The 25,251-nt window shown below is 42.7% G+C and carries 19 protein-coding genes; 2 read left to right on the top strand and 17 right to left on the bottom strand.

Annotation, left to right across the window (positions count from 1 at the left end):
* Positions 1-65: 65 nt before the first annotated feature.
* From acnD to GBI66_RS13555, 4 genes are all read right to left on the bottom strand, one after another.
* Positions 66-2,684, bottom strand: coding sequence for a Fe/S-dependent 2-methylisocitrate dehydratase AcnD (gene acnD, locus GBI66_RS13575; RefSeq protein ID WP_151716490.1), 2,619 nt, complete (start codon positions 2,682-2,684; stop codon positions 66-68).
* Entirely contained in the window at positions 2,684-3,841 is a 1,158-nt protein-coding gene (gene prpC, locus GBI66_RS13570) for a 2-methylcitrate synthase (protein ID WP_004656677.1), read from the bottom strand. The genes acnD and prpC overlap by 1 nt, the downstream gene beginning before the upstream one ends.
* Positions 3,842-4,172: 331 nt before the next feature.
* Positions 4,173-5,057: a methylisocitrate lyase gene (prpB, locus tag GBI66_RS13560; protein WP_005209856.1), complete on the bottom strand. Its 885-nt coding sequence runs from the start codon at positions 5,055-5,057 to the stop codon at positions 4,173-4,175.
* A complete protein-coding gene (locus GBI66_RS13555) occupies positions 5,050-5,760 on the bottom strand; it encodes a GntR family transcriptional regulator (protein WP_005186499.1) in 711 nt (236 codons plus the stop codon). Before GBI66_RS13555 ends, prpB begins: the two co-directional genes overlap by 8 nt.
* Before the next feature lie 453 nt (positions 5,761-6,213).
* On the opposite strand from GBI66_RS13555, the gene GBI66_RS13550 reads away from it, so the two are divergent.
* Positions 6,214-7,428: an amino acid aminotransferase gene (locus tag GBI66_RS13550; protein WP_151716489.1), complete on the top strand. Its 1,215-nt coding sequence runs from the start codon at positions 6,214-6,216 to the stop codon at positions 7,426-7,428.
* Positions 7,429-7,487: 59 nt separating this feature from the next.
* Here the strand turns inward: GBI66_RS13550 and dld are convergent, their stop codons facing one another.
* From dld to lldP, 4 genes are all read right to left on the bottom strand, one after another.
* Complete coding sequence (gene dld / locus GBI66_RS13545; protein ID WP_151716488.1) at positions 7,488-9,194, bottom strand: D-lactate dehydrogenase; 1,707 nt, start codon at positions 9,192-9,194, stop codon at positions 7,488-7,490.
* Positions 9,195-9,514: 320 nt separating this feature from the next.
* The gene (gene lldD, locus GBI66_RS13540; RefSeq protein WP_151716487.1) at positions 9,515-10,666 is read right to left on the bottom strand and encodes an FMN-dependent L-lactate dehydrogenase LldD; all 1,152 of its coding nucleotides are present in this window, start codon (positions 10,664-10,666) and stop codon (positions 9,515-9,517) included.
* Entirely contained in the window at positions 10,663-11,415 is a 753-nt protein-coding gene (lldR, locus tag GBI66_RS13535) for a transcriptional regulator LldR (protein WP_151716486.1), read from the bottom strand. Before lldR ends, lldD begins: the two co-directional genes overlap by 4 nt.
* A 19-nt stretch (positions 11,416-11,434) precedes the next feature.
* Positions 11,435-13,102, bottom strand: a complete 1,668-nt coding sequence (lldP, locus tag GBI66_RS13530) for an L-lactate permease (RefSeq protein ID WP_171494316.1) — start codon at positions 13,100-13,102, stop codon at positions 11,435-11,437.
* A gap of 380 nt (positions 13,103-13,482) precedes the next feature.
* Between lldP and GBI66_RS13525 the strand changes: the two genes are divergently transcribed.
* Positions 13,483-14,853 (top strand): phosphomannomutase CpsG, encoded by a 1,371-nt coding sequence (locus tag GBI66_RS13525; protein ID WP_151716534.1) that lies wholly within the window; start codon positions 13,483-13,485, stop codon positions 14,851-14,853.
* A gap of 50 nt (positions 14,854-14,903) precedes the next feature.
* Here GBI66_RS13525 and galE read toward each other — a convergent pair whose 3' ends face one another.
* The 9 genes from galE to GBI66_RS13480 all read right to left on the bottom strand — a co-directional run.
* Complete coding sequence (gene galE, locus GBI66_RS13520; RefSeq protein WP_151716484.1) at positions 14,904-15,920, bottom strand: UDP-glucose 4-epimerase GalE; 1,017 nt, start codon at positions 15,918-15,920, stop codon at positions 14,904-14,906.
* A complete protein-coding gene (pgi, locus tag GBI66_RS13515) occupies positions 15,913-17,586 on the bottom strand; it encodes a glucose-6-phosphate isomerase (RefSeq protein WP_171494318.1) in 1,674 nt (557 codons plus the stop codon). Before pgi ends, galE begins: the two co-directional genes overlap by 8 nt.
* Positions 17,587-17,588: 2 nt before the next feature.
* Positions 17,589-18,848 carry a nucleotide sugar dehydrogenase gene (locus GBI66_RS13510; RefSeq protein WP_151716482.1) on the bottom strand — a complete coding sequence of 420 codons (1,260 nt, stop codon included), beginning with the start codon at positions 18,846-18,848 and terminating at the stop codon, positions 17,589-17,591.
* Positions 18,849-18,864: 16 nt separating this feature from the next.
* On the bottom strand, positions 18,865-19,740 hold the full coding sequence (gene galU / locus GBI66_RS13505; RefSeq protein WP_005209838.1) for a UTP--glucose-1-phosphate uridylyltransferase GalU: 876 nt from the start codon (positions 19,738-19,740) through the stop codon (positions 18,865-18,867).
* Positions 19,741-19,752: 12 nt separating this feature from the next.
* Positions 19,753-21,627, bottom strand: a complete 1,875-nt coding sequence (locus tag GBI66_RS13500; protein ID WP_151716481.1) for a nucleoside-diphosphate sugar epimerase/dehydratase — start codon at positions 21,625-21,627, stop codon at positions 19,753-19,755.
* A gap of 152 nt (positions 21,628-21,779) precedes the next feature.
* Positions 21,780-22,307: an acetyltransferase gene (locus GBI66_RS13495; protein WP_151716480.1), complete on the bottom strand. Its 528-nt coding sequence runs from the start codon at positions 22,305-22,307 to the stop codon at positions 21,780-21,782.
* Complete coding sequence (locus GBI66_RS13490; RefSeq protein WP_151716479.1) at positions 22,300-23,307, bottom strand: glycosyltransferase family 4 protein; 1,008 nt, start codon at positions 23,305-23,307, stop codon at positions 22,300-22,302. Before GBI66_RS13490 ends, GBI66_RS13495 begins: the two co-directional genes overlap by 8 nt.
* A gap of 4 nt (positions 23,308-23,311) precedes the next feature.
* The gene (locus tag GBI66_RS13485) at positions 23,312-24,259 is read right to left on the bottom strand and encodes an NAD-dependent epimerase/dehydratase family protein (RefSeq protein ID WP_151716478.1); all 948 of its coding nucleotides are present in this window, start codon (positions 24,257-24,259) and stop codon (positions 23,312-23,314) included.
* Positions 24,260-24,279: 20 nt separating this feature from the next.
* Positions 24,280-25,251 (bottom strand): glycosyltransferase (locus GBI66_RS13480; RefSeq protein WP_151716477.1); only part of this gene is annotated, 972 nt, incomplete at its 5' end.

Genomic DNA, 25,251 nt, shown 5'->3' with positions numbered 1-25,251 from the left:
TAATAAAACCCCACTATAAAGTAGGGTTTTTATTAAACAGAATCAATCACTGTCAGATCAAAGTATTACGCCACTTGACCTTCTAAAAAGTCTTGTGCAAAACGCTGTAATACCCCACCCGCTTCATAAACAGAAACTTCTTCTTCTGTATCTAAGCGACAGGTTACAGGCACTTCCAGAATTTCTTCCTTACCGTCCGCTGTAGCACGTTCAATCACTAAAGTTAAGGTCGAACGCGGTGCAATATTACCAATCACGCTATATAGCTCAGTACCATCCAGCTTTAACGTCTTGCGGTTAACACCCGGCTTAAACTCAAGCGGTAAAACGCCCATACCGACCAAGTTAGTACGGTGAATACGCTCAAAACCTTCAGCCACAATCGCTTCCACACCTGCAAGACGTACACCTTTGGCTGCCCAGTCACGGCTTGAACCCTGACCATAATCCGCACCCGCCACAATGATCAACGGTTGCTTACGGTTCATGTAGGTTTCAATCGCTTCCCACATGCGCATCACTTCGCCTTCAGGCTCGACACGTGCTTTTGAACCCTGCTTGATCGTGCCGTCGGAACGAACCACCATTTCATTAAACAGTTTCGGATTCGCAAAGGTTGCACGTTGTGTGGTTAAGTGATCGCCACGATGGGTTGCATAAGAGTTAAAGTCTTCCTCAGGCACACCCATTTTCGCCAAATATTCACCAGAAGCACTGTCTAGCACAATCGCATTCGATGGAGACAAGTGATCGGTGGTGATGTTGTCACCCAAGATCGCAAGCGGACGCATATTGGCTAAAGTACGTGGTGCAGCCAACGCGCCTTCCCAATACGGGGGGCGGCGGATATACGTACTCATTGGACGCCAATCATATAGTGGGCTTGCCGCCTCCTCATTGACACCCAAATCAAACATTGGAATGTAGATTTTACGGAACTGTTCAGGTTTCACTGCTTCTTTCACAAGCGCATCAATTTCAGCATCCGAAGGCCAGATATCTTTCAGGTAAATTGGATTACCGTCTTTGTCATTTCCAAGCGAATCTGTTTCGATGTCAAAACGAATGGTTCCTGCAATCGCATACGCCACCACCAGTGGCGGAGATGCTAAAAACGCTTGTTTTGCGTATGGATGGATACGACCATCGAAGTTACGGTTGCCCGAAAGCACCGCTGTCGCATACAAGTCACGCTCAATGATTTCTTGTTGAATCACTGGATCTAACGCGCCCGACATCCCATTACAGGTGGTACATGCGTAGGCAACGATACCAAAACCAAGCTTCTCAAGATCACCCAATACACCTGCTTCTTCTAAATACAGCGCAGCTGCCTTAGAACCTGGTGCAAATGATGATTTCACCCAAGGTTTACGTACCAAGCCCAGTTCATTGGCTTTACGTGCCAATAAGCCTGCAGCAACGGTATTACGTGGGTTAGAGGTATTGGTACAAGAGGTAATTGCAGCAATAATCACTGCACCATCAGGAATTAAACCTTCTGCTTCTTGTGCCTTGGCAAGCTCTAAGTTCCCTGCAATGCCTTTTGCTTTCAAATCAGCCGTAGAGACACGTGCATGTGGGTTTGATGGGCCAGCAATGTTACGGGTCACCGTTGAAAGATCAAAACGAAGTACACGTGGGTACTCAGCTTTGGTCATATCCGATGCCCAAAGCCCGATTTCTTTGGCATATTGCTCAACCAAAGCCACTTGCGCATCTTCACGACCTGTTAGGCGTAAATAGTCGATGGTGTTCTGGTCGATATAGAACATTGCCGCAGTTGCGCCATATTCAGGCGTCATATTCGAGATGGTAGCACGGTCGCCCACAGACATGCTGTCAGCACCTTCACCAAAGAACTCGAGGTAAGCACCAACGACACGTTCTTTACGCAAGAACTCAGTCAATGCCAAGACGATATCCGTTGCAGTAATGCCTGCTTGACGCTGACCGACAAACTCAACTCCGATGATGTCTGGAAGACGCATCCAAGACGCGCGACCCAACATCACATTTTCAGCTTCCAAACCACCAACACCGACTGAAATCACGCCAAGCGCATCGGTATGTGGGGTATGTGAATCTGTACCAACACAGGTATCAGGGAAAGCCAAACCATCACGGTTTTGGATCACTGGAGACATTTTCTCCAAGTTGATCTGATGCATGATGCCGTTGCCCGCAGGGATCACGTCGACATTTTTAAATGCAGTCTTGGTCCACTCAATAAAGTGGAAACGGTCTTCGTTACGACGATCTTCGATTGCACGGTTTTTCTCAAAGGCATCAGGGTCAAAGCCACCAAATTCTACGGCCAAAGAGTGATCCACGATCAACTGGGTTGGAACAACGGGATTGACCTTGGAAGGATCACCACCTTTGTCGGCAATCGCATCACGCAAACCAGCCAAGTCAACTAGTGCGGTTTGACCCAAAATGTCGTGACAGACTACACGTGCTGGATACCATGGAAAATCGAGATCCTGACGGCGTTCGATCAACTGGGTTAAATAGGCCGTTAAATTCTCGGCATCCGCTTTACGCACCAGCTGTTCAGCGAGCACTTTCGAGGTGTATGGCAGCTTTTCATATGCGCCTGGCTGAATATCTTCAACGGCTTGACGCACGTCATAGTATTCGAGCTGGGTACCTACCAGCGGTTTACGATATTTTGTGTTCATTAACCACGCTCCGCCAATGGTTTGAATTCAAGATTTTCAGGGCCAGTATAGTTCGCGCTTGGACGAATGATTTTGCCGTCTTGACGTTGTTCAATCACGTGTGCAGACCAGCCCGCAGTACGTGCAATCACGAATAATGGCGTGAACATTGCTGTTGGCACGCCCATCAAGTGATAGCTCACTGCACTGAACCAGTCGAGGTTCGGGAACATGTTCTTCACTTCCTTCATCACGGCTTCTAAACGTTCAGCAATTACATACATCTTGGTATTTTCTTGCGCTTCAGCAAGTTCACGCGCCACTTGCTTGATCACTTCGTTACGTGGATCAGAAACGGTATAGACTGGATGACCAAAACCGATCACCACTTCTTTTTTCTCAACACGGCTACGGATGTCAGCTTCTGCTTCGTCTGCATTGTCGTAACGTTGCTGAATCACAAAGGCTACTTCGTTCGCGCCACCGTGTTTAGGTCCACGTAACGCACCGATACCGCCTGTGATGGCTGAGTACATGTCTGAACCTGTACCTGCCACCACACGTGAAGTAAAGGTAGATGCATTGAACTCATGCTCTGCATACAGAATCAAAGAGGTGTGCATAGCTTGAATCCATTCTTCAGATGGCGCTTCGCCATGCAGGAGATGCAAGAAATGCGCAGCAATCGAGTCATCATTGGTTTCAACTTCGATACGACGACCATTGTTGCTGAAGTGGTACCAGTACAACAACATTGAGCCTAAGCTTGCCATCAATTTATCCGCAATATCTTTTGCGCCTGCTTCGTTATGGTCTTCATGTTCTGGGGTTAAGCAGCCCAATACAGATACGCCAGTACGCATCACATCCATTGGGTGTGCAGACGGCGGCAGTTGCTCAAGTGCTGTTTTTAATGCTGCAGGTAAGCCACGGAGTGCTTTTAATTTTGCTTTATAGGCTTTGAGTTCGGCTTTGTTTGGAAGTTTGCCGTGTACCAGCAAGTGTGCCACTTCTTCAAATTGGCTGCCGACAGCAAGATCGAGAATGTCATAGCCACGGTAGTGTAAGTCGTTGCCGCTGCGGCCTACGGTACAGAGTGCAGTGTTGCCTGCAACTTGTCCGCTGAGTGCAACTGATTTTTTTGGTTTGAAGCCTGTTGGCGTTTCATTACTGCTCATAAGATTGTCCTTTTTATATCCTTAGGTGAATTTCGTAGCGGTGTCTTACCGAACTCTCATCTTATTTGAGGATAAGCCTTCGGCTGGACTTACTTTTGATGGATCAAAAGTAAGCAAAAATCCTGTGTTGGCCTGACGGTACGTCCTGAGCAACTTCAAAGCATCGCTTTGAAAGCAGCGCAAGGCAGCCCAACGTGGCGGCATCCATGCCGCCTTCACGATCATTCAGACCTTCATGAAACTGATAAAAAAATACGCTTTTTATCTCTACTCGAAAGTCTTCAATTCGTGAAATCCCTCTCCCTCTGAGGGAGGTTAGGAGGGGGTAAAATTATTTATTCTTCGCAAAAGTCCCATCCAGATATTGTTCAAACGCATGGTAGTTAATGCGTTCATACAGTTCTTGACGGGTTTGCATGGTATCCACCACATTCTTTTGTGTGCCTTCTTTACGCAAAGTCTCATAGACATTTTCTGCGGCCTTGTTCATGGCACGGAATGCAGAAAGTGGATAGAGCGCGATGCTGACATCGGCAGAAGCCAATTCTTCTGTGGTAAATAATGGCGTTGAACCAAATTCGGTGATATTGGCTAAAACAGGAACTTTAGTCAGATCTGCAAATTGCTTATACATGGCCAATTCAGTGATCGCTTCGGGGAACAGCATGTCTGCACCCGCCTCGATATACGCCCCTGCACGGTCAATTGCAGCTTGCAAACCTTCAACCGCAAGCGCATCGGTACGTGCCATGATCACAAAGCTGTCATCGGTACGCGCATCAACCGCTGCCTTGATACGATCGACCATTTCTTGTTGAGTCACGATGGCTTTATTTGGGCGGTGGCCACAACGCTTGGCACCGACTTGATCTTCGATATGCATCGCAGCAGCACCGAACTTGATCATCGACTTGGTGGTACGCGCGATATTAAAGGCAGAAGCACCGAAACCAGTGTCGACATCGACCAATAATGGCAGGTCACAGACATCGGTAATACGGCGTACATCGGTCAATACATCATCAAGGTTACTGATACCCAAATCAGGTAAGCCCAAAGAACCTGCGGCAACACCACCACCTGACAAATAGATCGCCTTGTAGCCTGCGCGTTTTGCCAATAACGCATGGTTGGCATTGATCGCACCGACCACTTGTAATGGTTTTTCATTTGCGACCGCGTCGCGGAATAGCTGACCAGCAGACTGTTTAGCCATGTTGTTGTTCTCCTTGATTTTGTAGCAATGTTTGCTCAACAATTTTGTAAGATGCATTGATGTGACGGTGCATCAGCATTTCAGCAAGTTCACCGTCACCTTCAGCAATCGCATCTAATATGCGGATATGTTCGTCCCAAGCTTTGCTTGGTCGATCTGGGGTATTTGAAAACTGGATTCGATACATACGAATGAGGTGATACAGCTCATCACATAACATTTTTTCTAAGGTTTTATTGCCACTGCTTTTGATAATGCAGTAATGGAAATCGTCCTGACCTTCTTGCAGATAGTAGCCCTTGCCTGCTTTAAAGTTTTCATCTTCGGCATGCATTCGCAATACATCACGCAAGGCCAGAATCTGTTTTTTATCAATATGCTGTGCTGCGAGTTTACAGGCTAAGCCTTCTAAAGAGGCACGAATTTGATAGAGTTCTTGAAACTGTTGCAGTGAAAGCGAGACTACTCGCGCACCGACATGCGCAGTCCGCTCTACCAGTTTCTGCCCTTCCAGACGATGAATCGCTTCACGTAAAGGCCCTCGGCTGATGCCATAAATACGTGCCAGTTCAGGTTCTGAAATCTTACTGCCCGCAGGAATATGTCCCAATACTATCGCCGACTGAATTTGCTTGAATACGTGTTCCGTCAGGGTCATTCCCTGACTGGTGCTGAGGGCTTGAGGAACAAGGGTATCTTGCATATTGTCGACAATCTCTACGGTTTTGATGATTTTATAACGAGATAAAAGAAAAAATGCAATAGGATTGTCGACAATAAATTAGACTAGTGCTTTCAATTCTACTGGATTGTGATCACTCAATGGCTGATCAACACACTGCTATAAATCTTATATAAAATTAGACAAAACAATAGCTTAATAATATTACCACTTATCATTCAACCCTGAGTTTTAATCGACTGAGCAACCTTAGACTGTTAATGCTACGACCATGGTATGACAACTTGATTGTAGATAATCTTTATAATCAGCTTGTACCGACAAATTTTGTAAGTAAATACTGCACCAAAATGTAAATAACAGCGTGCTTCATGCAGTCTTTATTGATACATTATTGGGCATCAAAGGTTCCGCTTCTAAAGCGCCAACCTCCCCAGACATCTATGCACTTTGTTGAAGAAAAGGACATTGTTAATGTTTCAACATATCCCACCTTATGCAGGCGATCCAATCCTTTCATTGATGGAACAGTTCAATGCTGATCCACGTGCTGAAAAGGTAAACCTCAGTATTGGTTTGTACTATAACGAAGACAGTATCGTTCCTCAGCTTGATACCATTATCGAAGCGCAAAAACGTATTGCACCTAAAAATACCCAAACCAAGCTTTATTTACCAATGGAAGGTTTCAAACCTTACCGTGATGCGATTCAAGCCTTATTGTTCGGTACAAACAGCCCTGCAATTCAACAAGGTCGTGTTGCAACGATTCAAACATTAGGCGGTTCTGGCGCATTAAAAGTCGGTGCAGACTTCTTAAAAACTTACTTCCCGAATTCAGAAGTTTGGGTGAGCCAGCCAACTTGGGATAACCACGTTGCGATCTTCAATGGTGCAGGCATCAAGAGCAACTTCTACCCATACTTCGATGCTGAAACACGTGGCGTTGATTTTGACGGCATGTTGTCTACCCTAAAAACATTGCCAGAACAAAGCATTGTGTTATTGCACCCATGCTGCCATAACCCAACAGGTGCAGACTTGAATCCAGCACAATGGGATCAAGTGATTGTGGTATTAAAAGAACGTAACCTGATTCCATTCCTCGACATCGCTTACCAAGGTTTCGGTGATGGTATGGAACAGGATGCCTATGCAATTCGTGCTTTAGACCAAGCAGGTCTGAACTTTATTGTCAGCAACTCGTTCTCTAAAATCTTCTCACTTTACGGTGAGCGTGTCGGTGGTTTGACTTTCGTATGTGATGATGCAGAAGCAGCAAAATGCACATTCGGTCAATTGAAAGCAACGGTACGTCGTATCTACTCTAGCCCACCAACAACAGGTGCGTGGTTGGTTGATCAAGTGTTAAATGACGCTGATCTCAATCAACAATGGCAAGGCGAAGTGAAAGAGATGCGTGAGCGTATTATCAAAATGCGTAGCATCTTAAAAGATGAGCTAACTAAAGCCCTTCCTGAGCGTGACTTTAGCTATCTTGTGAACCAAAAAGGGATGTTTAGCTACACAGGTTTAACGGCTGAGCAAGTGGATACGCTACGTGAAGAATATGCAATCTACTTAGTACGCAGTGGTCGTATCTGTGTTGCAGGTCTGAACATGAACAACGTATACAAAGTTGCCAAAGCAGTGGCTGAAGTTTTAGCAAAATCTGCTGCAACAGCTTAAGTTATTGCACATAAAAAAGGCGCTTGAAGCGCCTTTTTTATTGCTGGTTTTATTTGAATTTAGGACTTGACCTTACCCCAATACTTCAATTTAGAGGTTTGCCCTATCCCGACATTAAAACAATTATTCGGATCAAGTTTCTGATAGAAATTGGCCAATGCAGGCTTGGCAATATACAGATGGCCAACATTATGCTCGGCAGGATATTCGGCACGGCGAGCATCGAGTAAATGCCACATCTGATGTTCCATCGCTAAAGGATCATTACCCTTTTTAAGGATGTAATCCTGATGAAAGACATGACAGAAAAAGTGCCCATAATAAAGCTTATGAATGATCTGCTGTTCCATCTCCGCAGGCAGTTGCTCAACCCATTCACGGTCATTACGACGTAACGCAATGTCGAGTGCCACAATATCTTCAACCTCATCGCGATGGGTATCACGGTAACGAATCGCGGCACCTGCTACCGCAAAACGATGCAAAAAGGCTTTACGTCCTTCCTCCGCATCACAGAGAAAGAAATTGCCAGAAGCATGCACTTTAAAATAATCTTGTAAAAATTGCTCGGTCTGGGCCTTGCAATTATTTTCAACGCGCAACATCAAATGATGCTCATAACGATCACGATATTCGGTCATCCGTTTCGGTAAATGACTCGGTAACAAGGATGTGATTGCTTGTAAAATATGATCAGTCAGCCCTTTGATTTTAAATTTTTCTAAAAAGCCATCAACCTTATCCTTGAGCGCGAAGGCTTTCGGTACATTGGCGGTGCCAAATTTCTCAATAAACAGGAAGGTATCTTTGCCATATTTTTCGCCAATATGGTAAGCATCACGGTGAATATATTCCCCTGCAATCGGCAGGCTTGGCAGTGAGGTAAGTAAATAGCGACGAATCGCAGTCAGGTCATCGGCATCATTGCTGCCAATATAAAACACACTACTCTCCACCTTTTCATAGGTATCCAGACGCACCGCAAACACGCAGACTTTTCCCGCTGAACCTGAGGCTTCAAACAGTCGTGATGGATCAGCATTAAAACGAGCAGGACTGTCGGCATCGACCTGAGTGACATCTTGCGCATAACGTTGATCAGATGCCTGCTTTTTGCCATCATCTAAAATATCTGTCGCTTGGTATTGCTGTTGTTCTAAACGAGGCAGGATTTCTTCAGGAGTTGAGCCCAAGTTCACGCCCAGATGATTCACCAATTCCAGCTGACCTTGTGCATTGACCTGCGCATACAGCGCCAGTTCCGTATAAGCAGGCCCACGACGTACCAAAGCGCCACCTGAATTATTACAGACCCCACCCAATACCGAAGCGCCAATGCAGGAAGAACCAATCACCGAATGTGGCTCTCGATCATAGCCTTTCAGTAGCTGTTCCAGATTGTCCAAAGTCGCCCCCGGCAAACAAATCACCTGCTTACCCTCATGAATCACTTGAATGCCTTTTAAACGGCGCGTACTCATTACCAACACAGGTCGATCATAATCATCACCATAGGGCGTTGAACCACCCGTCAAGCCCGTATTGGCTGCTTGCATGATAACAATACAGTCCGCTTCAATCGCCGCTTGCAACACCTGCCACTGCTCCAGCAAAGTACCTGGGATCACCACCGCAAAGACTTTGCCCTCACCAAAACGACGACCTTGCCGATACTGGCGGGTACTTTGATCATCACTCAGCACATGTTGTCGCCCAACGATCTGCTGTAAACGATCAATCACCGCTTTGGGAGAAAATATTTGCATGATGGCTCCTTTGGATCATCCATATAAAATCTAGCTATATCTTATGCATGCTCAAACTAGATCAGCACAACGGAGTCTTACTGTTTATAAGTAACTATTTAAGTAGCTCATTCTTCAATACGAATCAGCCCTATATTTGCTATCGCGGAAGGCGGCAAGGATGCCGCCTGTTGAGCAACCGTACAGGGAGGTACGGTTTGCTCAACAAAAGGTTTTTGGTTACTTTTGACCTTTCAAAAGTGACAAACGCCTCTACACTAGAAACACGCAAGTCACCCAATGATGAGGCAGTGCCTACCGCATCACTTAGCAAATTATTCTTAAAAACCTTGTTTAATGGCTTGTACCAGACAATCTGCATTAATCTCTTGAATCGACTTAGCACCCGTCAACGTCATTGCCACACGCATTTCCTTCTCAATCAAATCCAGCAAATTCGACACCCCTTGCCCGCCCGCAGCCGCTAAGGCATAAATAAAGGCACGCCCCAACAACACCGTATCTGCACCAAGCGCCAACATGCGCACCACATCCAGACCATTACGGATGCCTGAATCTGCCAGAATCGCTAGATCGCCTTTCACCGCATCGGCAATTGCAGGCAAAGCCCGTGCAGAAGACATCACCCCATCCAGCTGACGCCCACCATGATTGGACACCACGATACCATCGGCACCAAAGCGCACCGCATCTTTGGCATCTTCAGGATCCAGAATCCCTTTAATCACCATCGAACCATCCCAAAACTCGCGAATCCATTCCAGATCTTTCCATGAAATCGATGGGTCAAAGTTAGAACCTAACCAGCCAATATAGTCTTCGAGCCCAGTCGGTTTACCTAAGTATTTCGAGATATTGCCCAAATCATGCGGACGGCCACACATCCCCACATTCCATGCCCAATGCGGATGCAACATCGATTGCAGATAACGACGCATCGCCGCATTTGGCCCACTCATGCCTGAATGGGCATCACGATAACGTGCCCCTGGCACAGGCATATCCACGGTAAACACCAATGTTGAACAGCCTGCCGCCTTGGCACGTTCCAAGGCATTACGCATAAAGCCACGGTCACGCAAGACATAGAGCTGGAACCACATTGGACGCTGAATTGCAGGGGCCACTTCCTCAATTGGACAGACTGAAACCGTCGATAAGGTAAATGGAATGCCTTTTTGATCTGCTGCCACTGCCGCCTGCACCTCACCACGACGTGCGTACATACCAGTTAAACCCACAGGTGCCAAAGCCACTGGCATCGATAAGGTTTCATTAAACAGCTTGGTTTCCAGACTCAATGCCGACATGTCATTCAGTACCCGCTGACGTAAGGCAATTTCAGAAAGATCCTGCACATTACGTTTTAAGGTATGTTCCAAATACGCTCCACCGTCGATATAGTGAAATAAAAACGGCGGTAAACGACGCTGTGCCGCAGCACGATAATCATTGCCAGAAGAAATAATCATTTTGAATCAACTCTAGTTAAACGTGTTGCACGTTTCTGGCGAGCTTCATCTTCGCCCAGCGCACGTACATGATTAATCACAAATTCAATATGACCGCACACCGCTTGGCGTGCAGCCTCGGGATCTTGACGATCAATCGCATCCATCACCTGAAAATGCTGCTCACTGAGCAAGTCACCATTAACAGGATGGTTATAAACTTTGTTACGCCCAAGCAAGACGTTGTATTGCAACAAGTCAAACAGGCTACGCATCATTTGGATCAACACAATATTGTGTGAGGCCTCAGCAATCGCTAAATGGAATTCCGCATCCGCCACTGCTGCCTGAGCCGAATCCCCAGCATTTTGATGGCGGCTAATCTCATCAAAATAATGATGGATTTTGGCGCGATCTTCAGGTGTTGAACGCAATGCCGCATACCATGCTGTTCCACCTTCCAGTATCAAACGGGCTTCTTGCACATCAAATCGATACAGCGGATCTTCTTCAATCAAGTTACTGATTGGGTTCACAATCAACTGTTGTGACCACTGCTCAGGCAATTGCTGAATATAGGTGCCATCACCGCGACGGCTACTGAGCACGCCCTGACTATTCAATTGCTGAATCGCTTCACGTAAGGATGGACGAGATACGCCTAAGCTGGTCGCAAGTTGACGCTCGGCAGGTAAGCGATCACCTTGTTTCATCTGGCGTTGCTCAATGAGTGCCTGTAATTTCATGACCACTTGATCGGAGATTCTCATCACATTTCCTTGATTAGAGTTATGGAATCATCCACGGCACCAGATAAGCCTGAACCGTGACGATGATGCCAACAAAGACTGTAAATATGATGCTATGTTTTACTGTGAAACGGAACAAGTCTGACTCTTTTCCAACTAGGCCTACCGCTGCACAGGCAATCGCAATCGATTGTGGTGAAATCATCTTGCCTGTTACGCCACCACTGGTATTGGCGGCCACCAACAGTACTTCTGGAATCCCAATTTGTTGTGCCGTAGTCGCTTGCAATGCGGAGAACAGCGCATTGGATGAGGTATCAGAACCCGTCAGGAATACGCCTAGCCAGCCCAAGAATGGCGAGAAGAAAGTAAAAGCATGACCCGTATGCGAGAGTGCCAAAGCCAAGGTCGCAGATAAACCTGAATAATTGGCAATAAAGGCAAAAGCCAATACCATTCCTATCGAATAAATCGGGGTTTTTAACTCATTTAATGTTTCAGCAAAGGTACTAACCGCGTCACGGGTTTTCATTTTCAAGAAAATGATGGTAATAATCGCGGCAATAAAAATGGCAGTCCCTGTCGCAGAGAACCAATCAAATTTATAGATTGCTTCATAAGCGGTACTTTCAGACACAATCGGTGGCATTTTTTCCACCAAATTATGCAGATATGGCACTTCAATTTTAAAAATCCAATCGGCCAAGGCACCGTCTTTGGCAAATAATGACTTGAATGGTTTGATACTCCAGATGGTCACCATCACGGTCAAAATCATAAACGGCGACCATGCTTTGGCAATCTGTGCAATGCTATAACTCTGTTGTGATGAGGCCACATGGCTAGCTGCTTGTTCATCAGTCATTTCAAAACGGAAAATATGTTTCGGTTTCCAAACGCGGAATAACAGGGTGAGACTGACCAATGAGGCAATTGCAGCGGTAATATCAGGCAATTCTGGCCCCAAAAAGTTTGAAGTCAGATATTGCGCAATGGCAAAAGCACTACCACCGACCAGCACCGCAGGCCAGGTCTCTTTTACCCCGCGCCAGCCGTCCATAATCGCCATGATCCAGAACAGCACAATAATAACTAGAAACGGCAACTGACGGCCGACCATCTGGCTGATTTCCATGGTCTCTACACCAGATACCTGCCCTGCCACAATAATCGGAATCCCCATTGCACCAAAAGCCACAGGCGCAGTATTGACGATCAGACAGAGGCCCGCAGCATAGAGCGGTTTAAAGCCCAATCCAACCAACAACGCTGCAGTAATCGCAACAGGTGCACCAAAGCCAGCCGCACCTTCCAGAAAAGTTCCAAAAGCGAAGCCAACCAATAACATCTGTAAACGCTGATCTTCGGTAATCGATAGAATACTGGAGCGAATCACATCAAACTGGCCCGTTTTTACCGAAATTTTATACAGGAAAACTGCCCCGATAATGATCCATGAGATTGGCCATAAACCGTAAATAAAACCATAAACAACAGAAGCAAATGCCATTTCAACGGGCATTTGATAAAAGAATAAAGCAATCAACATAGCGATGATTACGGTACAGGTTCCCGCCACACTGCCTTTTAAACGAAATACAGCCAAAGCCAAAAAGAAGAAAATAATTGGGATCAACGCGACTGCACTAGATAGCCAGATATTATTTAAAGGGTCATATAATTGTTGCCACACATTTAGCATTCTCATCTCCTTGAAATGCTGGGCGTCATTTTGTTTTTACTTCGATATTTAACGAATCTCATCAATATTGGTATGACCAATATTGAATAAATAAACAAACCATGCTCATTTGCAATATTCATGCATCTTAATTATATGAATTAAAAGGAGCAACCCTATCAATATAACAATAATTGGTATGACCAATAATAATTAAAATAAATCAATCCTTTTGCTCTGCTCTACTTATTTCACATTCGACTAAAGTCTGATAAAACGATTACCCTCATGACTAGAGCCAAATTCAACTTAGATCATCAACCTATAAAGAACTATAAATATGACTTCTTGGCGATATCTGTATAATGTATTTACAACTCAAATCACATCACTATGAATTGAACAATATGACTCAACTGACTTGCTTTAAAGCTTACGATATTCGCGGAAAACTCGGCACAGAACTGAATGAAGAGATTGCTTATAACATTGGTCGTGCCTATGGACAGATCTATCAACCCAAAACTGTCGTGATTGGTTGTGATATCCGTTTAAGTAGCGAAGGCTTAAAACAGGCAACCATTCGTGGTTTGAATGATGCAGGTATCAATGTGCTTGATTTGGGTATGACAGGCACAGAAGAAGTCTATTTCGCAGCCTTCCACTTAGACGTGCAAGGTGGTATTGAAGTGACTGCCAGCCACAATCCAATGGATTACAACGGCATGAAACTGGTGCGTGAAAATGCACGTCCTATCAGCGCGGAAACAGGCTTAAAAGAAATTCAGGCACTAGCGGAATCAGGACAATTCGCTGAAGTTACCAATAAAGGTACGACGCAAAACTACAATATTTTGCCTGAATTCGTGGATCACCTGCTCACTTATATTGACCCACAAAAAATTAAACCACTCAAATTGGTGGTCAATGCAGGGAACGGCGCAGCAGGTCATGTTATTGATGCCATCGAACAAAAATTCCAACAACTCAACATCCCTGTGGAATTTATTAAAATCCACCATGAAGCTGATGGCAATTTCCCAAATGGTATTCCGAACCCAATCCTCATTGAAAACCGTGACAGCACCCGTGATGCAGTATTGCAACATCAAGCTGATATGGGCATCGCTTGGGATGGTGACTTTGACCGTTGCTTCCTGTTTGATGAAAAAGGGCAGTTTATTGAAGGCTATTATATCGTGGGTTTATTGGCACAGGCCTTCCTGATCAAACAATCAGGTGAAAAGATTGTGCATGATCCGCGTTTAGTTTGGAATACCTTTGATATTGTCGATCAATACCAAGGCATCGCAGTACAGTCAAAATCTGGACATGCTTTCATTAAAGATGTCATGCGTGAACACAATGCAGTTTACGGTGGTGAAATGAGTGCACACCACTATTTCCGTGATTTTGCTTACTGTGACAGTGGTATGATCCCTTGGTTACTGACCATTGCCCTGCTCTCGGAAACAGGCAAATCACTTTCAACGCTGGTTGAAAATATGATTGCCAAATTCCCATGTAGTGGTGAAATCAATTTTAAAGTAGCTGATACCCAAGCAACGGTGCAAAAGATTTTTGATCATTATGCTGATCAAAATCCACAAGTGGACCGTACTGATGGTGTGAGTCTTGATTTTGGTGCATGGCGTTTAAATGTGCGTGCATCGAATACTGAGCCATTGCTTCGCCTAAATATTGAGAGTCGTGCCGATCAAAATCCGCAACCAATGCAGCACTATATAGATGAGTTAACCGCTTTAATTCAGGGATAATTTATTCCAAATAAAAAGGAGCATATTGCTCCTTTTTATTGCTGTTCTATTCAGTTAAAGCCGTTTGGATTCTGCTTCTGCCAATTCCAACTATCGGCCAGCATATCTTCCAAAGTATATTGTGGCTGCCAACCAAGCTCAGCTTTAGCTCGCGAAGCATCTGCATAAAATGCGGCTAAATCTCCGGCTCTCCGCTCCGCAAATTCTGTTGTAATCTCAATCCCATTCACTTTCTCAAAGGTTTCTTTAATTTGTAGAACGGAAATTGGAGCACCTGTTCCAATATTCCAAGCTCGGCAACCTTTATTGTTGAGACGATTGGAAACAGCCAGCACATGAGCTTTCGCCAAATCGACCACATGGATAAAGTCCCGTTCACAGGTACCATCTTTGGTTGGATAGTCATTGCCAAAAATCGACAGTTTTTCACGACGTCCTACCGCTACTTGTGTGACATAGGGCATGAGATTATTTGGAATCCCTTGAGGATCTTCCCCAATCTGCCCACTTTTATGTGCACCGACTGGATTAAAATAACGTAGCAAGGCAATCGACCATCTTGAGTCAGCCAGCGCCATCTTTTCTAACATCTGTTCAATAATCAGTTTGGTATAACCATAATTATTATTTGGCAAACTTAGAGACATATCTTCTTGATAAGGTGAAGGATTGAGCTCCCCATACACAGTAGCAGAGGAGCTAAAGGCCAAGGTAAATACACCCGCTTTTTCCATTGACTTGAACAATTGAGCACTGCCAGCAATGTTATGATCAAAATATGCCAAAGGAATTTGCTGACTCTCACCTACCGCTTTTAAACCTGCGAAATGAATTACCGCATCAATCTGATGATCTTGAAAGACTTGGTCTAACTCAACTTGATGACGGATATCCCCTTGCACAAAAATTAGCGATTTATTTGCCAGCTTCTGTACTCGACGCAAAGCTTCTTCAGAACTATTAGAAAGGTTATCAAATACAACCACTTCATGGCCTGCATGGAGTAATTCTAAACAAGTATGCGAACCAATATAACCCGCACCACCTGTGACTAAGATTTTAGCCATCTGTCTTTCCTAACAATATTCTAAGTAGACCTTGAGTTGATGTATCAAAAGAAGACAGATCTTCTTGTTCACGATTTAGAATCGGTAATAGCTGATTGGCAATTTCCTTACCTTTTTCAACACCCCACTGATCGAAGGGATTGATATTCCACAATACCGACTGCACAAATACTTTATGTTCATACATCGCAATCAGCATCCCTAAACTATAAGGATTCAGTTCTTTAAGCAAAATAGTTGAACTTGGCTGATTACCTTCATATTGTTTATAGGCAGGTAAATCCTGTAATTCATCTACTGCCAATGCCTGATTACCAAAGGCCAATAAACGTGACTGGGCCAAACAATTCGATAAAGCAAGATGATGCTGCTCGATCAAGGCTTCTGCACTTTCAGCATAGGTAAATTGATTGGCATTATAACGTTTCACAGGTGCAATAAAGTCACAGCTGACTGAATGTGTGCCTTGGTGTAGCAGTTGATAAAATGCATGTTGCGCATTGGGTCCCACTTCACCCCAGACAATTGGACAGGTTGCTGACTTTACCTTCTCACCATTACGCTGAATGGATTTACCATTGGACTCCATTTCGAGCTGCTGCAAATAAGCTGCGAAATACTTGAGTCGACCATCATAAGGCAATACCGCGTGCGTCTGGATATCCAGAAAGTTATTGTTCCACGCGCCCAATAAACCCATCAATACAGGAATATTCTGCTGAAATGGCGCTGTTTGGAAATGTTGATCAATAGCATAAGCACCTGCTAATAACTGCTTAAACCCCTCTACACCAATGGTCAGTGCAATCGGCAAACCAATACATGACCACAACGAATAACGGCCACCGACCCAATCCCATAGTAACAGCTGCTTGTCAGCGGCAATGCCCCATTCCGTCATTTTTTCAGGTTTGGTCGAGACCCCAATAAAATGATTCTGCAGAATTTTTTCATTCTGTCCAAGCGACTTTTCCAACCATTGACGAACCGTTTGTGCATTCGACAAGGTATCAATGGTGCCAAATGACTTCGAGGAAATAATAAATAATGTCGTTTCTGGGCGCAGCTGATGTAGCAGGTCAGATAACTGACTGCCATCCATAGTCGAAACGAAATGTACGTCCAGAGGTTTTGCCGTGGCGATCTTGAAATCAGACAAAGCATGGGTAACCATAACAGGTCCCAAATCAGATCCGCCAACCCCAATATTCACCACATCTTGAATGACTTCACCCGTTGCCCCACGGTATTGACCCGCATGAATTTTATCAACCAAGCTATACATGCGTTCAAGCTGCTGGTGCACAGCTTGATTAATCTCAGTAAAATCCGAATGAGATTGAGGTAGGCGTAATGCCCAATGCATCGCGGCCCGATGCTCGGTATAATTAATCTGTTCAGAAGAAAATAATGTCTTAATCCATTGTTTTAAATCTTGTGCCTGAGCCAAGTCAACCAAACTATTTAAAATATTCTGATCGAGGCGATGCTTACTAAAATCTAAAACAATCTGATCAAATTCAACCGAAAAATGTTTAAAGCGTGCAGGATCAGCTGCAAATAATTCTTTGAGATGGATATCCTTAATTTGCTTTTGCAAAGATGATAACTGCTCAAGTACTGATGCTGGCTCCTTAACGCTAAAGGGCTGAATCTGTTTTATCATCATTAACGCCCCACGCCCATATATGCAAAGCCTTGTAATTTTACATAGTCTGGATCATAAATATTGCGACCATCCAAAATTAAAGGATGCACCATCAACTGTTCAAGCTGTTTAAAGTCTGGACTCCAGTATTGTTTCCATGCAGTTAATACACACAGACCATGCACATTTTTCACTGCATCATACTGATCTTGATAAAGGATCAGATCATCACGTTGCCCATACATCTGTTGAATTTCATCCAAGGCTTGCGGATCATGTAGATGAACCGACACCCCTTGTGCCCACAATGCTGCTAACATTTGGTGAATAGGCGATTGCTGAATACTTGATGTATTTTCTTTAAAAGATGCACCCCAAATCGCGACTGATTTACCTTGTAAATCACCATGATAGTAATTCCAGAACTTACGGAACAGGATTTCTTTTTGTTGCTCATTGATGTCCCAAACTTGAGCAAGTAGCTGGCTTTTCACGCCTGTATTTGCAACTGTATTCGACAAGGTCAAGATATCATGAGAAAAGTTTTCACCGCCGAAACCTGCACCTGGCGCTAAATAAGCCGAGCCGATACGGCTATCAGCAGCCATACCCTGACGGACTGAAGCAATATCAATCCCGAGCTTCTCTGCCACAACAGCCAAATCATTAATGTAGCTGATCCGTGTCGCTAACATGCCAGAAATGCTGAGTTTGGTGAACTCAGCATCTAAAATTGGCATAAACAAATATTGTTGTTCCAAAGGGAAAAATGGTCGCAGCAATTCTTTCACTTTGCTTTGAACTGCAACTTGAGTGCATCCCACAATCAGTTGCTTAGCTTGGGTCAGACTATGTAAAGCATTCCCCTCTTGGATGGTATCTGGTAAATAAACCCAGTCATCCTCAGACAGGATTTGCTTAAAGTGCTCAGTACCCTGCAAACCAAAAGTGGATGCATTGATCATCAGCTTAGGATGAATGATTGGGCGTAGTTTCAACGACTGCAATAATTGAAAAACTTGCTGTTCTTGTGTTTGGTTAAAACTAAATAAGTAAGCATCAATATCTAAAGGAATACCCTCTAAATCTCGATAATTTAGAAAACCACTATTACGCTGTTTCTCTAATAAACGACTGACATTTTCATCATGAAATGCATATTGTTGATCAGCAGAATGATCATCGAGATGGGAACACCAATAAACAAAATGCCCAGATTCAGACAATAATGCAGACATCACGCCTGCATATAAAGTATTTCCAAAGATTGCAACTTTCATAACCACATGCCCTAAACTACAGGGCTAATTCTTGGATTAAGCCCTTAAAATCTGCGCCCAATTTTGGATGCTCAATACCATAGTGTAATACAGCCTTTAAATAGCCCAATTTACTACCACAGTCAAAAGTTTGCCCTTTCATCCTATACGCTTCAACAGCTTCCGATTGTTGTAATGCTGCGATTGCATCAGTGAGCTGAATTTCATTGCCCGCGCCGCGTGGCGTATTTTCTAAAAGTGCCATGATTTGAGCAGGTAAAATATAACGCCCAACAACGGAAAGATTTGAAGGCGCTGTACCCACAGCAGGCTTTTCAACTATGCCCTGCATCTTGATACTTTCACCCTCATTCGGTGTAACTGCAACATCAACAATACCATATTGATCAACAAGATTGTCAGGCACCGCTTCAACCATAATTTGCGCTGCTTGTGACTGTTCAAAACGCTGAATCATGAGTGACAAATCATTGTCACTGGTTTGGTTCTTGACCAGCACATCGGGCAATAACACCGCAAAGGCCTCATCACCTACAATGTCTTTCGCACATAGCACTGCATGTCCAAGTCCTAGCGGTTGTGGCTGACGCACACTCACAACACTGACATGCTTGGGTAAAATATCAGTAATTTCTTTGAGTAGATCAAATTTCTTTTTGTGCTCTAAAGTGGTTTCCAACTCAAAGTTGCGATCAAAGTAATTTTCAATCGACGCCTTAGATGAATGGGTGACCAAAATAATTTGTTCAATGCCAGCTTCAACTGCTTCACGTACGACATACTCAATCGCAGGGCGATCTACAACCGTCACCATTTCCTTCGGAATTGACTTACTTGCTGGTAAAAAACGTGTACCTAAACCTGCGACAGGTAAAATTGCTTTTTTGATCATTTCTTTCTCAGATTAATTAACTCTAACTTCACCGCTACGTTTATAGCCATCTACATAATGTTCAAGCTGGGTTAGGGCCCAGTCCACGTCATGATCGATAGCTGTCATTTGACTGATTTTACCAAATACGCACTCAATTTCATGTAATGGAAAATGTTTTTCAAACGAACGTAAGATACGGGTATGTTCAGTATATTCGGTATTATCCTGATCAATCAGCAATTCTTCATAAAGTTTTTCACCTGGACGCAAACCACTATAGGCAATCTCAATATCACCGTCCAGTGAGCCAGTTTCTCTCACTTTCAAACCGCTCAGCTTAATCATTTGACGTGCAAGGTCCTGAATTCGAACAGGCTCACCCATATCAAGCAAGAATACATCACCACCCGAGCCCAATGCCCCAGCTTGAATCACCAACTGTGATGCTTCAGGAATGGTCATAAAATAACGAGTGACCTCAGGATGCGTCACGGTAATCGGTCCACCTTTTGCGATCTGTTGTTTAAATAATGGAACAACAGAACCAGAAGAACCTAAAACATTACCAAAACGTACAATACTGATTTGTGTAGCGGGTTTGGTTTCAGCTACAGCTTGGCAATAGAGCTCAGCCATACGTTTTGAGGCGCCCATCACATTGGTCGGTCTAACTGCTTTATCCGTTGAAATTAAAACAAAAGTTTCAACACCTTTTCCAACTGCAGCATTCAAACTATTTGCGGTACCAATGGCATTGTTTTTTAATCCAGCGATTGGATTACACTCTACTAACGGGACGTGCTTATAGGCAGCAGCATGATAAACCGTTTGTATATGATATTGTTCAATAATACGTTCAAGCTTTTGCTGATCTTGTACAGTTCCTAAGATCGGCACAATCTCGCAGGTTGCGGTTTGTCTCAGCTCTTTATCAATATCATATAAAGCAAATTCTGTGAGCTCATACAGCACCAACATCTTTGGTTGATTCTTGATAATTTGTCGACATAGTTCTGAACCAATTGAACCACCCGCACCTGTCACCATCACTACTTTATTCTGGATGTTTTTAGCAATCAAATGTGAAATAGGAGGAATAGGATCACGTCCTAATAAATCAATAATATCAACTTCTTGTATATCTGAAACTTGTATTTCACCATCAACAAGACGGGTTAAGCCAGGTAATTCTGTAATTTTTAAGTGCGCAATTTCAAACTGTTGAATAATTTCTGTTTTACGAACTCGCCCTACTGAAGGAAGTGCGAGTAAAATTTCTTCTATACGATCTTTTTTAAAGCGTTGCAGTGCCTTTTCAACAGAAAAAACTTTTAAGCCACCAACGGTTTGTCCTTGTAATGATGCATAATCATCAATAAAGAAAACAGGTAAGTGGTCATCAGAACGGTGTAATGCAGCTGCGATTTGCTGTCCAGCATCACCCGCTCCATAAATAGCGATCCGTTTACGTCCAATCTCTGAATAAAATGAAACTTTGATAATGAAACGGATTGCTGCACGACTAATCCATACCCAGGCAAACACCATAAATCCATACATAAATGGAATCGACATTGGAATATAGGCAGGTGTAAGTATATTCAGTGTGTACATTGCAATCATCGTCAATGAAACAGCAATTGCAAGTTTAACAATAAAGACTTCGTTGAAAGTTCGAACAATAAAATGATAAACACCTGTGAGTGCCAAGCTTAAAACAGTAATCAGACTGACCAGCACAACCCCATGACCAATACCAGGAATAACTTCTGCACCTAGATCAAATAAACGGATGACATAACACAGCCATAAAATCACAGGAAAAGCAAAAGCATCCAAAAAAATAAGGAAAAATTGTTTAAATAATCTTGGCGCTGAGGCAAATTGATGAATAATCTTTTTCACAGTGATCTTCTACTCATCCCATATTCGGTTCGATCTTTATACGCACTTCTAATAAAACTAGAAATGACTTTTACACATAAAGTACACAAGGTTTAAGCATAGTACGATACAAGTCACTTATCCCACTATTTTTTTTGATTTAATGTTCATTTTTAATGAGCAAGGATTGAACCAGCTTCTAAAAAAGTAAAAGGTTTTACTATTTTATTGCCAGTAATTTTCACACCAACGCTCAGATGTGAAAACATTCCAATCTCACTATCATGATCAATCGCTGAAGCGAGATTAACAATCACACCATCTTCTATTCTAACATCAACACCAATGACACATCCCGCCATAATACAAATGCCTTCCCCTAATTTAGTAGTAGGGCTAATTATTGCAGATGGGTGAATTACGGTGGCTAAAGGAATCCCTAAGTTTTTTAGCCTTTGAGCCCAATCCTTTCTAACCTGATTATTACCAATCGCAGGGATAGCTGCCGTGACGGTAGAAATGAGTGCCGATACCATCTCAATATTGGCTACGATAGGAAATCCAGCTACCTCTGTTTTTTGAGGCCAACTATCATCAGCAAATATAATTTTGCTCCATTGCCCTGATAGCGATGCAGCCTCTGCAACAGATTTCCCATGCCCACCAGCACCCAGAATTAATAAAACATTTTGTTTAGCCATTTTCTGTTTTACCTGCACCAAAATACAAAGCCAAAAGTACTAATGGAATATAGGCAATCAATATCAAGAGTTCAGGCATTAGAAAGTGTTGAGTTGCAAAGTATGCCATTGGAAAGAGCCATAAAACATTAATTGCCAGTACACTCAATGTAACACGTGTATGGCTATTATATTTTCTAGATGCGTACTGATAGGCATGGCTTCGATGTGCATCATACATTTTGTGACCATTGATTACACGACGAATCAGAGTAAAGGTGGCATCCACGATAAACACACCCAAACAGATTAACCATGCACAAAATAGGGCTACATCTTGTTTTAACGCAATTAAAGCAAGAATACCCAACACGAGTCCTAAGAAACCGCTACATGCATCTCCCATAAAAATACGAGCTTTGGGGAAATTCCACAATAAAAAGCCAGCGGTACAAGCTGTTAGTAGAAAAAGTACCTGACTCGATAGATGAAAGCTAGATAAAAGATAAATACTACCAATACTTACAGTTGCTGTAATCGCTTCTATGCTGGCAATACCATTAATACCATCCATAAAATTATATAGATTTAATAACCAGACCAAGAAAAGTACAGCAATAATATTGGCAGCCCATCCCAACTGAAGCGTATTATTAAATAATTCAATTTCGGAGAATCCACCTAATGCGACTACGGCTCCAATTGCAACAATGAAATGGACTGCTAAACGGACTAAAGCATTAATATGTCCGTGATCATCCAAGAAACCCAATAATGCAATTGTAAAACTTGCTGCAATCAGAATTAAACCCGTCGATAGAGATAGATTTTCAAGATAAATAAGCAATGTCAGTCCTAAAAGGAAGCTAACAACAACTGCAACGCCTCCACCTCGTGGTGTTGGGATACTATGAGAGCTTCTCTCATTAGGATTATCAATAATATTTTTCTTAAGGGCATACATCCGCATGAGATAAGTCAGCACAAAAGAAAGAACAAAGAAAATTAACACATAGAACATAACTTTATCTCATTTCACTAAACATTTTAGCGAGGCTTTGCTCGGTCGAATAAGGAGCTTTCCAACCAAGGACTTGTGTGTTTTTGGATGTATTGACGACTAACTCGGAACATAAGCGAGATGCCATAGCAGAACGCCCCACAAGACTTGCCAATAAGAAAATTAAATTTTTAGGTACAGGTACTTTGATCAGTTTATTGTTTTGCAAAGACGCTAATTTCTCAAACAGCTGTTTCACGGAAATATCATCCTGATCACTAGCTAAAAAAGTTTGTCCAGAGGCATTCGGATGAGATAAACAAACTTCGATTAAATCAGCCAAATTATAAACACTGACCATACTACGTTTATTGTTTAAACATCCTACTGGCAGAGGGATCTTTTTGGATGCCAGAGAAATCATACTTTTAAAATTGGCTTTTACATTTGGTCCATAAATCAGCACGGGACGAATAATCACGACTTCTAAACCCGTTTCCTGTGCTAACTGCTTTAGCGCTTGCTCTGCTTCATATTTGGATAAGCCATAGGGATCATCTGTATTAATCGAGTCCTCGGCAGTAAATGGCTTCTGCTGAGTAGCCCCCTCACCGTTTACTTTAATACTGCTCAAATAAATAAACCGTCTTACACCACTTTGTACCGCTTTTTTAGCAAGATTTAATGTTCCTTCTACATTAATCTGGCGATATGCATCTAAAGGAGAAGCTGCTGTTTCATTCATCACATGTGCACGACCAGCACAATGTATAACAACCTGAACCCTTTCCAAGTCCAATTCTTCCAAATTTTGATTTAAATCAAAATTAATATTTTGAATATTTGATTGGCTAAAAACTTGAGGTGTACGTGTATGCGCGATGACAGAATAATCTTTATTAGATAAGTACTGACAAAGAAATTTCCCGAGAAAACCATTACTACCAGTAATTAAAACTTTAGTTGATAACATAATTAACAGCCTTGTAAATATTAATTAATTTCATCCAATCTCATAATATCATTAGCCAAACTATCCATAATATTACTACGCGTATATTTATGGATAAAATTCTCACGTAAACTTACTGAATAGTCAATTTCACTAAACTTTTTAACTGCATCTTCTAGATCACATGGTCGAAACACATATGTGGAATCCAACTCTTCACCAATAAATTCAACAACATATCCAGACAAACCACCCCAAATAGGTTTATTATAACAAGCATATTCAAATAATTTAGAGGGTATCACCTTTTTGAAAGCATCATAATCATTCAAATGAAGAAAAAGGATATCTGCATTGTCATAATACTGTAGTAACTCAGAACGATTCACGGGAGGAAGAATTTGTACGTTATTTACATTTAAATCATTCAATGTTTTTTCCAGCTCATTCTTCCTTCCACCATTACCAATTAACTGAAATACGGCTCGCCCTTCAAGCTTCTTAGCTAAATGTGGAACAATTTTATGCAGACCTTGTCCATCACCAAAGTTACCAGCATAAACAATAACTAATGGATCATTAATTTTATACCCAATATTTTTATTACATTGATCCAAAAATATGGTATCAATTCCATTTGTAAAGAAACTATAGTTTTTATTTTTGTACTTACTTTCAAAATAAGGAAGAAATCCTTTTGAAACTATATTTACAATACTGGCTTTATTAATCGCAAACTTTTCAATTACAGATAAAAATGGCAAAACTAAGAAAGTCATTTTCTTGGAAAACACATCATCAACAGTATCTATAAAAATATCTCGGATATCTAAATAGAGAGGTACCTTTGTAAAAAAAGAAACTACAGCTCCTAGAAATGCTGTCATAAGGCGAGAAGATGTAGCATAAATAATATTATATTTTTTTCCTATAATTAATTTCAAAGTAAAAACAAAGAACAGGAAAAAGCTTATAATCTGTCCTAATATTCCAGAAAATCTAGTGCTAACATC

Origin of the sequence: Acinetobacter sp. TUM15071 (genome assembly GCF_008980925.1) — a bacterium.
GTDB classification, from domain to species: domain Bacteria; phylum Pseudomonadota; class Gammaproteobacteria; order Pseudomonadales; family Moraxellaceae; genus Acinetobacter; species Acinetobacter dispersus.
Note: the sequence above shows the minus strand (reverse complement) of the source record. Positions and strands in the feature narration are given on the sequence as shown.

Coding starts and splice junctions, on each gene's coding strand:
- acnD (WP_151716490.1), bottom strand. CDS start 2,684: ATGAACACAAAATATCGTAAACCGCTGGTAGGTACCCAGCTCGAATAC.
- prpC (WP_004656677.1), bottom strand. CDS start 3,841: ATGAGCAGTAATGAAACGCCAACAGGCTTCAAACCAAAAAAATCAGTT.
- prpB (WP_005209856.1), bottom strand. CDS start 5,057: ATGGCTAAACAGTCTGCTGGTCAGCTATTCCGCGACGCGGTCGCAAAT.
- GBI66_RS13555 (WP_005186499.1), bottom strand. CDS start 5,760: ATGCAAGATACCCTTGTTCCTCAAGCCCTCAGCACCAGTCAGGGAATG.
- GBI66_RS13550 (WP_151716489.1), top strand. CDS start 6,214: ATGTTTCAACATATCCCACCTTATGCAGGCGATCCAATCCTTTCATTG.
- dld (WP_151716488.1), bottom strand. CDS start 9,194: ATGCAAATATTTTCTCCCAAAGCGGTGATTGATCGTTTACAGCAGATC.
- lldD (WP_151716487.1), bottom strand. CDS start 10,666: ATGATTATTTCTTCTGGCAATGATTATCGTGCTGCGGCACAGCGTCGT.
- lldR (WP_151716486.1), bottom strand. CDS start 11,415: ATGAGAATCTCCGATCAAGTGGTCATGAAATTACAGGCACTCATTGAG.
- lldP (WP_171494316.1), bottom strand. CDS start 13,102: ATGAGAATGCTAAATGTGTGGCAACAATTATATGACCCTTTAAATAAT.
- GBI66_RS13525 (WP_151716534.1), top strand. CDS start 13,483: ATGACTCAACTGACTTGCTTTAAAGCTTACGATATTCGCGGAAAACTC.
- galE (WP_151716484.1), bottom strand. CDS start 15,920: ATGGCTAAAATCTTAGTCACAGGTGGTGCGGGTTATATTGGTTCGCAT.
- pgi (WP_171494318.1), bottom strand. CDS start 17,586: ATGATAAAACAGATTCAGCCCTTTAGCGTTAAGGAGCCAGCATCAGTA.
- GBI66_RS13510 (WP_151716482.1), bottom strand. CDS start 18,848: ATGAAAGTTGCAATCTTTGGAAATACTTTATATGCAGGCGTGATGTCT.
- galU (WP_005209838.1), bottom strand. CDS start 19,740: ATGATCAAAAAAGCAATTTTACCTGTCGCAGGTTTAGGTACACGTTTT.
- GBI66_RS13495 (WP_151716480.1), bottom strand. CDS start 22,307: ATGGCTAAACAAAATGTTTTATTAATTCTGGGTGCTGGTGGGCATGGG.
- GBI66_RS13490 (WP_151716479.1), bottom strand. CDS start 23,307: ATGTTCTATGTGTTAATTTTCTTTGTTCTTTCTTTTGTGCTGACTTAT.
- GBI66_RS13485 (WP_151716478.1), bottom strand. CDS start 24,259: ATGTTATCAACTAAAGTTTTAATTACTGGTAGTAATGGTTTTCTCGGG.